This is a genomic window from Acidimicrobiia bacterium (genome assembly GCA_040880805.1).
Classification (GTDB): domain Bacteria; phylum Actinomycetota; class Acidimicrobiia; order IMCC26256; family DASPTH01; genus DASPTH01.
The window spans coordinates 24,231-37,413 of the sequence record JBBDHW010000061.1; the positions used below are offsets into that span (position 1 = coordinate 24,231).

Consider the following 13,183-nt stretch of genomic DNA (forward strand, 5'->3'; position numbering starts at 1 on the left):
GCGAAACGGCGTCAACGGCCGCCGGCGACTACCGCCTGCTGCTCCCTCGCCCACCGGCGTCGCTCCGCCGCCGGACGAGTCGCTTCCCACTCCTCGACAGCGCGGGACTGGACATCTGGTTCCGACAGGCGCGCCCGCAGCTCGAAGCCGGCGGCAGCAACCAAACGCTTCAGGACCGGCAACGTCGGCTGACGGCGGCCGTTCTCGTAGGCCGAAACCAGCGACTGCGCAACCCCCGCCCGTGCCGCGAGTTCCGATTGCGTCAGACCGGCCTTCGCTCGAGCCAAGCGAAGCAGGTCACCGGCAAGCTCATCCCGGGGTTCGCTGACAGCCACGCGAGCAAGTATACGCGATCGCGTATACCCGCGCCACATCGTCTCGGGTGGTTGACAGAGCGGTGGACCGAGCCCAACCGATAGGGCGCCGCGCGGCCCTTGACCTGCGCAATCGCGTGGAGGTGATGGGACTTGAACCCACGACTTCTCCGTTGCGAACGTAAACACGTCGCCTTTCGGACCCTGCACAAACGCGGCGACTTCGCATGTGACCTGCGAAAACACTGCTCGGTAGTTCGCGACGCTCCTCGTCGCTTTTCGGAGTCCCGCGGACTTTTCGCGGACTGGCGCTACGCGGCGGACTGGACGGCGGGCGCGAGGGCAGCGGGATCGATCGTGACCCGCTCGGGGATCGTGATGACGATCGGCTTGGCGCCATCGAGCAATTGCTTCGCGTTGACGAGCGTGATCCCAACGAGCTTGCCATCGCCGTCGTAGCGAAGGGCATGGCCTTCGGGGGACTCGTCGAAGTCGACCGCCTGACTCGGGTCCCCGACATGCAGGTACAACACGTCCGCCTCCGCGTCGTAGCGGACGCGGTCAAAGGTCGTATGGCCAACAGTGATGCTCATGGCATTGATCTCCGAGCGAACGCGGTCACGATCCATCCTCGTCCGGTCGCCTCATAGCGTACGACAACCTTCAGCCACCGACCGGGCCCGGTCCTTTCCCGGTAAGTAAGGAAGAAACCTCAACGCTGGTAGGGGGACGATGAGGTCATATTGGGTCGGCGCAGCGGGCGACGATCCGCCGGAGGGGGACGCCGAGGGTTTGGTCCACCCAACGCTCACTGAGCCGACCGGCAGCCACGACCTGAGCGGCGTCTACGCCGGGCAGGTATAGCGACGCGACGAGTTGCTGTGCAGCGTCGGCCGTCGCGATCCGATAGGTGAAGCGTCGGAGTCGATCCTCGACGAGGGTGAGCCCAGCTCGCTCGAGCAGACCGGGGAGGTCTGCGAGCACGACGTCGTTGGGGTAGGTGAGCGTCGGCGGCGGAGTGCAAGGAGAAGGCGCCCGTAGCGACGGCGATCCCCGAGTTCCAGCGGCCGGGTCGTTGGGAGGAGCGCGACGAGTTGACCGCTCGGCCGCAGCACCCGCGTGGTCTCGCGGAGCACGTTCTCGAGGGGCTGGGCGAGCATCAGAGCCATCGAGCAGACCACGGCATCGAAGGACGCCGCGGCGAACGGCAGGTTGGCGGCGTCGCCGGGGACGAGCGGGGATGCGCCGCGCACGGTTGCCTGGTCGAGTTCTGCCGACGAGACGTCCATGCCAACCCAGGGTCCCGTCGTGAGATCGTGAAATGGGCCGCTGCCGCACGCGAGGTCGAGCACCACTGCGTCTGGCTCGACCGTTTCGGCGACCCATTGGTGCGGGTTGACGCCGGCTTGGTCGACGCAGTGTCCGAGCACCCGTTCGGTCACGCCGGCCCGTTGGTGATGGAACGCCTCGAGATAGGGCCGCCACGAGGGTGCGCGGTCGGTGTGAGCGTCTCGGAACATTGGTTCAGACGCTAGGGGCGTGACGTCTAGTGCGCGCCACCACGCGGCGAGACGGGTGCGCACCGAGCCGGAACAGATGGCAACCGGCCTATATATCCGGATAACCTGTTATAGTTTCCATGTGACTTCGACAGCGCCGACAGTGGCCCTCGTGGGGACGGCGACGGCCCGTTTCTTCCGTGTGTTCGGAGATCCGACGCGCTTGGCGATCCTGGAGCTGTTGGAGGAGGCGCCCCGCACGGTCTCGGAGCTGGTCGATGCGCTGGGTGCGCCCCAGAGTCGGGTGTCGAACCATTTGGCGTGTCTGCGTTGGTGCGGTTTCGTCGAGACCGAGCGCGCGGGACGACAGGTGACGTACCGGCTTGCCGACCGGCGGGTACGCGACGTGCTCGACGCGGCGCGCGGGCTAGTGGCCGATCACTGCGATCACCTGGCCTCGTGCACGCGCATCGGTCCCGGGTGGGTGTAGCGCCGCCGCGCACGGGGCGCGTCGACGTCAGTTGAGAGGACGGACTCATGCGACGGATGCAAATCGAAGGTATGACGTGCGAGCGCTGCAACGAGACGGTGGCGGAGGCGCTTGCCGCGGCCGGAGCCGAGAAGGTTCGGGCCGATTTCTCGCGCGGTAAGGCAACGTTTGAACCCGCTGAGGCATCCGAGGCTGCGTTGACCGGAGCGGTCGAAGCGGCGGGGTACCGCGTCATCGGTATCGAGGATGCCGAAGCACGCGCCGAGGGGCCTGTGCATCGGCGCGGCCCGGCTCCACGGTCCGAGTACGACCTGATCGTGGTGGGGTCGGGCAGCGCCGCGTTCGCCGCTGCGATCCGGGCCAAGGATCTGGGTGCATCGGTAGGGCTGTGCGAGGCGAACACGGTGGGCGGCACTTGCGTCAACATCGGCTGCGTGCCGTCCAAGGCCATGCTCGCCGCCGCCGATCTCTACCACCGCGCGGGGCATAATCCGTTCGCGGGAGCACCGACGTCGGCGGGAACGGTCGATCTCACCGCACTGGTCGCCGCCAAGGACGAGTTGATCGACCGGTTGCGCTACGACAAGTACGAGCATCTCGCCGAGGTGTACGGCTTCACGCTCCTGTGCGGCTACGGCGAGTTCACCGGCCCGGACACGTTCGCGTGCGACGGGCACGAGCTGCGAGCCGACCACTATCTCGTGGCGACGGGGGCGTCACCCGCGGTGCCCGCCATTCCGGGCCTCGAAGACGCCGGCTACTTGACCAGCACGACCGCCTTGGCGCTCACGGATCTGCCGGGTTCGATCGCCGTGATCGGCGCCAACGCGATCGGCCTCGAGCTCGGTCAGCTGTTCGCGCACCTCGGAAGCCGAGTCACGTTCCTCGAAGCGCTGCCTCGTATCGCACCCTTCGAGGAAGCAGAGATTTCCTTCGCGTTCAGCGAGGTCTTGCGCGACGAAGGCGCCCACGTCCACACCGGCGTGACGATCACCGCCGTCCGGCGTGCCGGTGAGCGCCGCGTCGTCGTGTTCGACGCCGACGGCGTTTCCCACGAGCTCGAGGTCGACCAGGTGCTCGTGGCCACCGGCCGCCGCCCCAACACGCGTGCCCTCGGCCTCGAGCGCGGGGGCGTCGCGCTCACCGAACGGGGCGCGGTCCGGGTCGACGAGTTCCTCGCGACCTCCAACCCGCGGATCTGGGCCGCCGGCGACGTGACGGGAGCGCCACAGTTCGTCTACGTCGCAGCCGCCCAAGGCACCGTCGCCGCCGACAACGCGATCGGCGGGGCCGGTCGCACGGTCGACTTCACGGCCCTCCCGCGAGTGACATTCACCAGTCCCCAAATCGCTGCGGCCGGGATGACCGAAGAGGAAGCGGTCAAGGCCGGGCACCGCATCGATTCGCGTGTCCTACACCTCGATGCCGTTCCCCGGGCGCTGGTGAACCGGGATACCCGCGGACTGTTCAAACTCGTCGCCGAGGAAGGCACAGGCCGACTGCTCGGCGTCCATGTGCTGGCCGACAGCGCCGGGGAGGTCATCGCCGCGGCTGTCCATGCCCTCAAGGCGCGCATGACGGTCAAGGAGCTCGCCGAGACCTGGGCGCCGTATCTCACGATGGCCGAAGGGCTCAAGCTCGCGGCCCAGACCTTCACCCGCGACGTCTCGCAACTGTCGTGCTGCGCGGCATGAACCCAGATCCGGAAGTGACGTGAGCACACCCAAGCGTCTCCCCACCGGTGCAGGAGTCGTGATCGGCGGGCTCATCCTCGTGCTCTGCTGCGCCGGGCCCGCCCTCGTCGCCGGCGGCGCGCTCGCCGCGGTTGGCTCGATCCTCGGCAACCCTGCGGTCATCGCCGCCGGTGCAGCGCTGCTCGTGGGTGCCTTCGCCGTCCCCTACACACGGCACGCCCGTGCTCGTCGTTTGCCCGACTGCTCCTGGTCATCACAAACGATCCGACGACAGGTAGCGCGCGGGTGGACTCGCCGATAGGCGCGCCGTCACTGGCCCGCTCGCAACGAAGCGCCCATGACAACCCCGTCTTGGGTGCGTTGCTGCGTGACGTCCTGGTCCCCCATGACCGCCTCGACGGCGCGCTCGTAGACACCGAGGCGGTGCTGTCGGCGGCGTTCCGGTCGATCCTGCACGGGGCTGCCTCCACCATCGACGCGCTTTCCGCGACGACTGGTATCCCCCGCCGCACGGCGCGAGCCGCCATCGAAGCGCTCGCTGCAAGGGGACGCGTTGCCCGCACCGACGACGATCGAGTGGTGGCCGCCGCGGGTCTCAGCCTGGAACCGGCACCCCACATGGTGGTGCTGTCCGGCGTCATACTCCACGCGTGGTGTGCCCTCGACGCGATCGGGATCCCCGCCGCGCTCAAGCGCGATGCGGTAGTGCGCAGCACCTGCGCCCGCTGCGGCCAGCCCATTCGCTGCGTGATCGAACGCGGGGAACCGCGCGGCGACTGTGTCGCGAGCGTCCCGGCGCGGGTGTGCTCCAAGCCGCGGGAGCAGTTCTGCCCACGATCCCGATTCTTCTGTCGCGACACGCATGCTCAAGAGTGGCTCGCTCGCGACGGTTGCGGCCCGGCCTTGGTGCTCGAACCTTCGGAACTCGCCGGACTCGGCCGGGCGGTGTGGGACTGGACGAACCCGAGCAGATAGCGAGATGCGGTCTCGGCTCGCAGGAGCGCTGCGCGAGCGAAGATCGCCCGGTGGGCGGTGGCCCGGTCAGGGAAGCGGTAGCGGTGCACGACCTCACGCTCGAGCGGTGACCAGAAACGGCGCGACACAACTCTGCTGAGAGGATCACGACGCGGAGCGGCGCGGTTTGCGAACTCTTCGACGCCGTCGGTCTGAATCGGTACGTCGACGACCTCGCCGAAACCTGGCCACTCTCGACCGGCATCCTCGTGACCACCGGGGCTGCGCGCCGTGCTGGGAAATGTGATGTCGGGGGCGGTCGCGGCGACTCAGCGTCGCGCGGGATGGAGTCGCGACCGGAGCCTGGCGCGACCTCGGTGGAGGCGTGTCTTCACGGTGGACACTGCCACACCGAGGACGTCTGCCACCTCGTCGTTGGAGAACCCCTCGATGTCGCGCAGAGCGACGACGACCCGCTGATCCGGAGGAAGCAACGCAAGCGCGGTGCGGACGGCATCGATGACCTGGAGCCGCGACACGACCTCGCCCGCGAGGTCTGTTCCGTTTGGCTCGGCGGTATCTCTCAGCTCGTCGATGTTCACGGGGTGGTGGCGCCGGCGACGTAGCCGCATGAGCGCCGTGTTGGTGGCGATTCGGTACAGCCAGGTGAAGACGGCGGCGTCGCCCCGGAAGCCATCGAGGTTCCGCCACGCCTGCACAAAGGTGTCCTGCGTTGCTTCTTCAACGTCGCGAGGATCATCGAGCATCCGAGACAGCACGGCCGCGATACGCGGCTCGAACTCGGTCACGAACTCGGCGAACGCGACGCTGGCCCAACCGGACCGGCGAGTCAACACGTCGACAACGGGTGAATCTCGCGGGTCCGTCACGGCATCCAACTCGACATGTCCTTGCCACCCATGCTCCGGTCCGGCACATGCCTGGGAACCCGCCGACGCCTTGGCTCCTTCCTGGACAATGATCTCGGGGAAGTCGACGCTGCACGGGTTCGCCTCCATCTTTCGGCGTGTCGCCACTGCCGTGACGCCAGACGGCGGCTCGAAGCGACGCTGAGCGACCTCCACCTTCTCGCGGCGTCGCGCCCGCCGCCGGCTCGGTCAGTGGTGAACAGAGTCATGGCCCTGATTCGCATCGAGTCACCCCCGAAATGACGGTTCGAAGCGTGATCGGCGCGATCCAAGGGATTATTCCGTGAAGGTCTCAGCTCGTCTCGTAGCGCTCGTGGCCGCGATCGTCGTCGCCGCCGCCGCGCTGATCTCGGTAGTGGCGTCGTCGGATTCGTCCTCACCCGCGGCACCCACGGCCGCGTGGCCGGCCGTCGAACGCGCGGCACACGGTCAGACCGTGAAGTTGTGGATGTGGGGCGGTGAGGACGCCCTGAATCGGTATATCGATGAGGAAGTCGCGCCACGTGCCGCGGCTGTCGGGGTGCGACTCGAGCGCGTGCCAGTCGACGACACCGCTACCGCGCTTGCGCGAATCGCGTCGGAGCGCGACGCAGGTGTGAAAAGCGGAGGCGCGGTCGATCTCCTTTGGGTGAACGGGAAGAACTTCGAGCAGGGCAAGGCAGCCAACCTGTGGCTTACCGACTGGGCCGATGCGGTTCCCAACGCCAGGTACCTCGACGCGGCTGACACGACACTGCAAAAGGATTTTGGGGTGGCGGTCGACGCGCAGGAACTGCCCTGGAGCCGCGCGGCGTTCGTGTTCGCGTACGACCCCAACAAGATGACGTCGCCACCACGCACGTTCGCCGAGTTCGCGTCATACGCGAAGGCACACCCGGGTCGAGTGACGTATCCGGCTCCGCCGGACTTCACCGGTTCCGCGTTCGTCCGCCAGGCCGTCCAGGCGCTCGGTGAAGACAAGGCGATGAAGCTCCTCGCCGATCTGGAGCCGTCGCTGTGGCAAGGGGGCCGAAATCACCCCAAGGACGAGGCCGAGCTCGAGCAACTGTTCGCGAACGGCCAGGTCGATCTTGCGATGAGCTACAACCCGAATTTCGTCGACACCGCGGTTCAGCGCGGGGAGTTCCCGACGACGGTTCGGCCGTATGTGTTCGAGTCGGGAACGCTCCAAAACGTGAGTTTCCTTGCGATTCCCGCGAACGCCGCGCACCGCCAAGGAGCAGAAGTCGTCGCGAACCTGATGCTCTCACCCGAGCTGCAGGCCCTCAAAGCCGCCCAGGTCGGGATTCCGACGGTGCTCGACATGGCCCGGCTCACCGACGCGCAACGAACCCGGTTCAATGCCGTCGCTTCGTCGCCGTATCGGCTGGCGGCCTACGGCACCCCGCTCGGCGAGCTCGCGGCAGCCAGGGTGCCTGAGATCGACCGCCGCTGGAAGCAGGACGTGCTCCGATGAGCGGTCTTCAGTGTCGCTGTGTGTGGGTCGAGATTGGCGGGCGCCCAGTCCTCCGCGGGGTGGACCTCGCGGTGAGGTCCGGCTCTGTATGCGCGCTCGTCGGGGAATCAGGGGCGGGCAAGACCACCCTCTTGCGCACTGTCGCGGGCCTGTCGACCGTCGTCGACGGCTCGATCGAGATGGGCGGCCGGTCGATTCTCGGTCGCCGGCCTGAACGGCGGCGAGTCGGCTTCGTCTTCCAGGACGCAAGGCTTTTCCCGACGATGAGCGTGGGTGACAACGTGGCGTACGCGCGACGGGTTCGGGGAGAGGGTCGCGCCGAGCGCTTGGCCGCAGCGCAGGAGCTCCTCGCGGAAGTTGGGCTGTGCGAACGTATGGCCGACCGCCCGAACGCGTTGTCCGGCGGCGAGGAGCAACGGGTGGCCCTGGCCCGGGCGCTGTGCGGGGAGCCTGACCTCTTGTTGCTCGACGAGCCTCTCAGCGCAGTCGACGGTCCACGCCGCGACGACCTCCGCGCGCTACTTCGACGATTGCAGCGCACCCATGCCGTCACCACGGTCATCGTCACCCACGATGTGTCCGATGCAGCCGCGCTGGCCGAACAGATCGCAGTGCTCGACGACGGCGTCATCGTGCAGTGTTCGCCACCTGATGAGTTGTTCGAGCGTCCGCTCAGCCCCCGAGTCGCGCGCCTCACCGGCAACCCCAACCTCCTGCGAGCGACACCCGACGAAGCGCTGTGCTTCTCTGGGTCCGGCCCCACGCCTGATCGTCGCGGTGATGACGTGTTCACGATCCGCCCCGAACATGTGCGTCTCGACGCGAACGCTGACTCGTTGACGAGCGTCGCCGACTGCGAACCGCGTGGCACCTACATCCGAGTGCAGCTCGTGGGCCCCGTCGGTCGACTGGTCGCGCACGTGGCGCCCGCCCGTCGGTTGCGTCGGGGTGATCGGGTTGCGGTCACCGTGCCTCGCGAGCACCTCTGGCGGTTTCCCGAGGATCAAGGGATCCGCCATCCGGCGGGTCGTCGTGGCTGAGCGAGCGTCGCGCGAAGTTGACCCTCTGGCCGGCGGTGACGACCACCATCGCCGCGAAGATCCATGCGACCAGCACGGCGTGTTGGTGGAAGACGCAGAACGCGACGTAGGCAACGATCGTCTCCGTACCCTCAGCGATGCCGCCGACGAAGTGCAGCGAGCGCTCGTCGGGTCGCTGCCGCGCGCTGCGCTCCGCGATCGAGGACCACGCCAGAAACGCCGCGCCGGAGATGTAGTAGCTGACGAGGAGCGCGGCGCAGGCGACACGCGCCTCAGGTACCGCGATGGCAACGCCGAGCACGAACCCACCATAGATAGCGAAGTCGGCGACGATGTCAAGGTAACCGCCGAAGTCAGTCGCGCCACGGCGGCGAGCTACTGGACCGTCGAGACCATCGGCGACGCGGTTGGCGATCCACAGGCCCAACGCCAGCCACCACAATCCGAAGCCGGCCGCGACACACGCGCCGACGCCGAGGCCGAAGCCGAAGCCGGTGATGGCGTTCGGCGACACACCGGCACCGGCGAGACGGACCGCGATCGCGTCGAGCGGACCGGCGACTCGAGGACGCAACACCGCGTCGAGCATCGTCAGCACCGCTCCCGGGCCGGGATACCCGTCGGGGTACTGCCTGCGATCGCGACCATGACCGTGCTCTTCGGGGGTGCGGTGGTCGGGATCCTGGTGTCGTCGCTGCGGCCGGGCCAGATCTCGGGCGGCGCGATCGGGCTGGGCGCCTGGACCGCGGTACTCGGCGACCCATCGTTTTGGCGGGCGGTCACGTTTACGCTCTGGGTCGCGGCGGGTGCGACGGTCGTCTCGGCGTTCCTCGGCCTCGGCGCCGCGGTGCTGTTCCGACGCGTAGGGTTCGGCCGCGTGCTGTTCGGGGCACCAATCGCGGTACCGCACCTCGTCGTGGCGGCGCTTGCAGTGGTGTGGTTCGCTCCTGGTGGCTTGATGGACCGCGTCGGCGTGAATGCCCTGCCGTTGGTGGGCGACGCCCATGGCTTCGGGATCATCGCGGTGTACGTATACAAGGAGACTCCCTTCCTCGCCCTCCTGGTGCTCGCGGCGTGGGACCGCCGGACCGAGGAGCTCGAGGAGACAGCGGCGACACTCGGCGCGAGTTGGTGGGGGCGTCTACGCGACGTCGTGCTGCCACGGGTCGGGCCGCCACTCGCCGCGGGGTCGCTGATCGTCGCGGCGTTCGTGATCGGCGCGACCGAGGTGCCGCTCGTGGTCGGGTCGACTCGGACGGACACCATCGCGACGTACGCGCTGTCGCTCACTCGCACCGACGGCCCCGCGGCGCGGGCCGCCGCGGCGGCTGCGCTCATCGTCGCGGCCATGATCTCCCTGGCACTGGGCGGACTGTGTGTCACCCTGTGGCGGAGGACACGCCGATGAGCCGGCGCGTCATGGCGATCCTCGTGGCGACGGCGGTGATCGTGTCGCTGCTGCCGCTCGTCGTGCAGGCCGGCGCCAACGAGTGGCACGCTCCGGCGCTGGTACCGCAGCGCTTCGGATGGCGCGGGATCGACGCAGTCTTCGGGGATCCGTTGCTGGGACGCGCAGTGTTCAACTCTTTCGTGGTCGCGACCATCGCCGTGGCGCTCGCGTTGGCCATCGGGTGGCCGGCCGCACGGGCACTCGCCGTGGCCGATCGACCGGGTCCCCTCGTGGTGCTCATTGCGGCGCCCCTGCTCGTCCCCGGTCTCGTCGTCGGGGATGGCCTGTCGGTGTGGTTCCTGCGCCTGCATCTCGCCGATCATCTTCTCGGCGTGGCGCTGGCGCATCTCGTGTACGTGCTTCCGTATGTGATCCTCGCCCTGACGCCCGGCTTCACGCGTCAGGTGTTCGACGCCGACGAAGCCGCTTCCACCCTCGGAGCGTCGCGACCGTTTCGCCTCTCGACCGTCACGCTGCCCGCCGTTCGGTCGAGCTTGTGGCTGGCGATCGGGCTCGGTTTCATCATCTCGTGGAGCCAGTTCGGCACGAGCCTCGGCGTCGGCGGGGGCCTTCCCATGCTTCCCCTGGTTCTGGTGCCCTTTGTGCGCAGCGATCCCCAAATCGCCGCCGTGCTCGACCTGGTGTTCCTCGTGCCACCGCTCGTCGTGCTTCTCCTCGCGGGCCGGCGCCACGTTCACACTGCCTGATAGTGCAGTGGTCGCGCGGGACCTCGGCGGTCGGATTGGTGGTCGAATGCGGGCACGAACAGTTTGATGCTTGGATCCAGACGCGAGGCGCGCCGAATCGAGCGTCCAGCGCATCGAACCTCACGTGGACCGACTCCTGAACCGTGTCCGCGCCCTCGAGCTCGCTACCCGCCCCGACGATCCCGAGGTCGAGCGGGCACTCGCTCGTCGATGGGACGAGCTGCCTGAGCATGTCCGAACGCCCGGCCAGCTGCTCGGCCGCCGCCTCGCAGGATGCGAAGGAACCCACGGCGTGTTCCCCGCGTGCGACTTCGCTTGCAAGCCCTGTTACCACTCCGTCGACGCGAACCGGGTACCGATCGACGGGGCGCACACCACAGCCGTCGTCGAAGCACAAATGGCATATTTCCGTGCCCACCGGGGGCCCGTCCAGCATGCGCAACTGATCGGCGGCGAGGTCTCGCTGCTCTCACCGGAAGACCATGCCGCGACCATCGAGGTCATGCGAAGCCACGGCCGGATGCCCATGAGTTTCACCCACGGTGACTTCGACTACGAGTATCTCCTGCGGCTGGCCGTTCGACCTGACGGCAGTCGCCGCTTCGACGTCGTGTCGTTCGCGGTCCATATCGACTCGACGATGTTCGGGCGGCGCGGGATCGAGCATCCCACCAACGAGACCGACCTCAACCCGTACCGTGCACGGTTCTGCGCGATGTTCGATCGGCTCGAAACAGAACACGGCGTACGTTCGCATCTGGCGCACAACATGACGGTCACGCCTGCGAACGTCGACCAGATCCCGGCCGTGATCGGGGCGTGTCGCACGATGGGGTTCCGGGTCTTGTCCTTCCAGCCCGCCGCGTACATCGGCAACGAGGCGCGCTGGCGAGAGGATTTCCGCGCCATGAGCGACGACGACGTCTGGGACCAGGTGGAACTCGGCGCCGGCACGCGGCTGCCGTACAAGGCAGTTCAGGTCGGAGACCTCCGCTGCAACCGCACGACCTGGGGGTTCTTCGCCGGGGATCGCTATGTCCCACTCCTCGACGACACCGAACCCGCCGACCTGGAAGTCCGCGACGCGCTGTTCGCCGCCTTTCCCCGCAGCTTCTTGTTCGTCCCGCGATCGCTGCAGGCCCTTCGGGTTGCGCGGGCTCTTGCTCGACGGCCGAGTGGCATTGCGCTCGCAGCGGCGTGGGCCCGACGGGCCGTGCGTCGAGCGGGTGGGATCGGACAGCTCCGCCAAGGCGTCCAGCCGCTCACCTTCGTGATGCACAATTTCATGGACGCACGTGATGTCGCACCGGCGTGGGAGCTCCTCCAGCGCGGTGTGATGAGCCTCGACCCGGCGATTCGAGCCACTCAGGAGCGGCTCCAAGCCTGCTCGTATGGGATGGCCCATCCGGACATCGACCAGATCGTCCCGGCCTGCGCCCAACATTCAGTCTTCGATCCCGGCGAGAACCGCCAGCTCGTGACCTTGCTCGCGTCACCGAAACGGCGTCCGGCGCCCGCGAGCCGCCGCTGATCGCGTGAGCGCAGCAAACCTCGTCTGAAACCGGGACTACGGAACGCTCGAATCAGGACGCGACGAGCAAGGTCGCCACCATCCTGCTTCACGGAGGCCGGGAATCATGAAGTTGAGCGTGTAGTTGACCGGTACGAGCGAGATGATGCGGGGAGCGCCGGGAAGCACGCGCGATTCGCGAGTCGAGGAAGTCGTGGCGCCGCCGGCGGGTTCCCTCGGTATCCGAGTTCGCGAGTGAGGAGCGTGGCATGCGTCTTCGACGTGTTCGGGCAGCGAAGACGGTCGACGAGGACCGCGAGGCGAGGCTCGAAGACATCAGCCCGGCCGCATTCTCGGCCTGTTCGCGAAATTCACTTGGACCGGATGCTGTGGGGTCCGTCGTGCGCGGCGTGCCTCATCTCTCCCGTGTACCTTGACGACGCAGCGCATCGGAGGGAGTTCGAAGCAGTGCTGTTCGCGTCGAACGGGACTCCGTGATCGGTCCGGCTGATAGCCGCCGCGGCGCGGGGGCTGCCCGATGATCGACGACGTCGGTTCACTCGCCCCGGACTTCGAGCTTGCAGACGAGTCTGGCGCGAGGTGGCGGCTGTCCGCGCATCGCGGCCAGCCGTGCGTCCTCATGTTTCACCGGCATCTCGCGTGCTTGCCGTGTCAGGACCATCTGCTCGCACTGCGAGACCATGTGGAACGTTTCGGCGACGCGACGATCGCGGTAGTGACGTTTTCCGACGTCGAGCGTCTCGCGGCGTATCGATCCGCGCTCGCGTTGCCATTCGCGGTGTTGAGCGACGGCGATCGCAGCGTCTACCGACGGTATGGGCTCGAGCGCGGCTCGTGGTGGCGGATCTACGGTGTGCGCACACTCCGCGAATACGCGCGCCTGTTGCGCGCCGGCCGCCGCCCCACACGACCGACCGAGGACACGTTGCAACTCGGTGGTGACTTCGTGATCGATCCCGACGGCGTCATCGTCTTCGCGGCGCGGCCCGCGAGCCCGGCGACTCGACCATCGGTCGAGGTGCTCATCGACGCGGTCGAGGCGTGCCGCTGAACGATCCTGGAAGCCCTGATCGCCGAGGCGGGTTCCCAGTTCACCCACGTGTCACACGATGGTCGGAG

General features: G+C 67.8%; 15 protein-coding genes. 10 read left to right on the top strand and 5 right to left on the bottom strand.

Translation table 11 applies throughout. The features are described from left to right. Positions 1 to 11 precede the first annotated feature (11 nt). From WD271_16340 to WD271_16350, 3 genes are all read right to left on the bottom strand, one after another. A complete protein-coding gene (locus WD271_16340) occupies positions 12 to 335 on the bottom strand; it encodes a helix-turn-helix transcriptional regulator (protein ID MEX1009389.1) in 324 nt (107 codons plus the stop codon). 290 nt (positions 336 to 625) lie between these two features. Further along, positions 626 to 907 (bottom strand): DUF2283 domain-containing protein, encoded by a 282-nt coding sequence (locus WD271_16345; GenBank protein ID MEX1009390.1) that lies wholly within the window; start codon positions 905 to 907, stop codon positions 626 to 628. 252 nt (positions 908 to 1,159) lie between these two features. Then, complete coding sequence (locus WD271_16350) at positions 1,160 to 1,834, bottom strand: class I SAM-dependent methyltransferase (GenBank protein ID MEX1009391.1); 675 nt, start codon at positions 1,832 to 1,834, stop codon at positions 1,160 to 1,162. Between the two features lie 121 nt (positions 1,835 to 1,955). Between WD271_16350 and WD271_16355 the strand changes: the two genes are divergently transcribed. From WD271_16355 to merB, 4 genes are read left to right on the top strand one after another with little or no spacing between them, the layout of a single operon-like run. Further along, positions 1,956 to 2,303: a metalloregulator ArsR/SmtB family transcription factor gene (locus tag WD271_16355; GenBank protein MEX1009392.1), complete on the top strand. Its 348-nt coding sequence runs from the start codon at positions 1,956 to 1,958 to the stop codon at positions 2,301 to 2,303. 47 nt (positions 2,304 to 2,350) lie between these two features. Next, the gene (gene merA / locus WD271_16360; GenBank protein ID MEX1009393.1) at positions 2,351 to 3,997 is read left to right on the top strand and encodes a mercury(II) reductase; all 1,647 of its coding nucleotides are present in this window, start codon (positions 2,351 to 2,353) and stop codon (positions 3,995 to 3,997) included. Positions 3,998 to 4,016: 19 nt separating this feature from the next. Continuing rightward, positions 4,017 to 4,298, top strand: coding sequence for a hypothetical protein (locus WD271_16365; protein ID MEX1009394.1), 282 nt, complete (start codon positions 4,017 to 4,019; stop codon positions 4,296 to 4,298). Beyond that, on the top strand, positions 4,283 to 4,972 hold the full coding sequence (gene merB / locus WD271_16370) for an organomercurial lyase (protein ID MEX1009395.1): 690 nt from the start codon (positions 4,283 to 4,285) through the stop codon (positions 4,970 to 4,972). The genes WD271_16365 and merB overlap by 16 nt, the downstream gene beginning before the upstream one ends. A 308-nt stretch (positions 4,973 to 5,280) precedes the next feature. On the opposite strand, the gene WD271_16375 is transcribed toward merB, so the two are convergent. After that, the gene (locus tag WD271_16375; protein MEX1009396.1) at positions 5,281 to 5,988 is read right to left on the bottom strand and encodes a sigma-70 family RNA polymerase sigma factor; all 708 of its coding nucleotides are present in this window, start codon (positions 5,986 to 5,988) and stop codon (positions 5,281 to 5,283) included. Between the two features lie 175 nt (positions 5,989 to 6,163). On the opposite strand from WD271_16375, the gene WD271_16380 reads away from it, so the two are divergent. Both WD271_16380 and WD271_16385 read left to right on the top strand, forming a co-directional pair. Then, on the top strand, positions 6,164 to 7,336 hold the full coding sequence (locus WD271_16380; GenBank protein MEX1009397.1) for an ABC transporter substrate-binding protein: 1,173 nt from the start codon (positions 6,164 to 6,166) through the stop codon (positions 7,334 to 7,336). After that, positions 7,333 to 8,376, top strand: coding sequence for an ABC transporter ATP-binding protein (locus WD271_16385; protein MEX1009398.1), 1,044 nt, complete (start codon positions 7,333 to 7,335; stop codon positions 8,374 to 8,376). Before WD271_16380 ends, WD271_16385 begins: the two co-directional genes overlap by 4 nt. Here the strand turns inward: WD271_16385 and WD271_16390 are convergent. Continuing rightward, positions 8,300 to 8,965: a CDP-alcohol phosphatidyltransferase family protein gene (locus tag WD271_16390; protein ID MEX1009399.1), complete on the bottom strand. Its 666-nt coding sequence runs from the start codon at positions 8,963 to 8,965 to the stop codon at positions 8,300 to 8,302. The genes WD271_16385 and WD271_16390 overlap by 77 nt on opposite strands. A 57-nt stretch (positions 8,966 to 9,022) precedes the next feature. Here WD271_16390 and WD271_16395 point away from each other — a divergent pair, with 57 nt between their 5' ends. The 4 genes from WD271_16395 to WD271_16410 all read left to right on the top strand — a co-directional run bounded on the left by WD271_16395 (position 9,023) and on the right by WD271_16410 (position 13,115). Continuing rightward, positions 9,023 to 9,784: an ABC transporter permease subunit gene (locus WD271_16395; protein MEX1009400.1), complete on the top strand. Its 762-nt coding sequence runs from the start codon at positions 9,023 to 9,025 to the stop codon at positions 9,782 to 9,784. Next, the gene (locus WD271_16400) at positions 9,781 to 10,533 is read left to right on the top strand and encodes a hypothetical protein (protein MEX1009401.1); all 753 of its coding nucleotides are present in this window, start codon (positions 9,781 to 9,783) and stop codon (positions 10,531 to 10,533) included. The genes WD271_16395 and WD271_16400 overlap by 4 nt, the downstream gene beginning before the upstream one ends. A gap of 124 nt (positions 10,534 to 10,657) precedes the next feature. Further along, the gene (locus tag WD271_16405; GenBank protein MEX1009402.1) at positions 10,658 to 12,064 is read left to right on the top strand and encodes a radical SAM domain-containing protein; all 1,407 of its coding nucleotides are present in this window, start codon (positions 10,658 to 10,660) and stop codon (positions 12,062 to 12,064) included. Between the two features lie 517 nt (positions 12,065 to 12,581). After that, positions 12,582 to 13,115, top strand: coding sequence for a peroxiredoxin-like family protein (locus WD271_16410; GenBank protein ID MEX1009403.1), 534 nt, complete (start codon positions 12,582 to 12,584; stop codon positions 13,113 to 13,115). Positions 13,116 to 13,183: the final 68 nt, after the last annotated feature.

What these genes read in the sequence shown, in the direction of transcription:
- WD271_16345 (MEX1009390.1), bottom strand. Translation starts at nt 907, where the DNA reads ATGAGCATCACTGTTGGCCATACGACCTTTGACCGCGTCCGCTACGAC.
- WD271_16350 (MEX1009391.1), bottom strand. Translation starts at nt 1,834, where the DNA reads ATGTTCCGAGACGCTCACACCGACCGCGCACCCTCGTGGCGGCCCTAT.
- merA (MEX1009393.1), top strand. Translation starts at nt 2,351, where the DNA reads ATGCGACGGATGCAAATCGAAGGTATGACGTGCGAGCGCTGCAACGAG.
- WD271_16385 (MEX1009398.1), top strand. Translation starts at nt 7,333, where the DNA reads ATGAGCGGTCTTCAGTGTCGCTGTGTGTGGGTCGAGATTGGCGGGCGC.
- WD271_16390 (MEX1009399.1), bottom strand. Translation starts at nt 8,965, where the DNA reads ATGCTCGACGCGGTGTTGCGTCCTCGAGTCGCCGGTCCGCTCGACGCG.
- WD271_16395 (MEX1009400.1), top strand. Translation starts at nt 9,023, where the DNA reads ATGACCGTGCTCTTCGGGGGTGCGGTGGTCGGGATCCTGGTGTCGTCG.
- WD271_16400 (MEX1009401.1), top strand. Translation starts at nt 9,781, where the DNA reads ATGAGCCGGCGCGTCATGGCGATCCTCGTGGCGACGGCGGTGATCGTG.
- WD271_16410 (MEX1009403.1), top strand. Translation starts at nt 12,582, where the DNA reads ATGATCGACGACGTCGGTTCACTCGCCCCGGACTTCGAGCTTGCAGAC.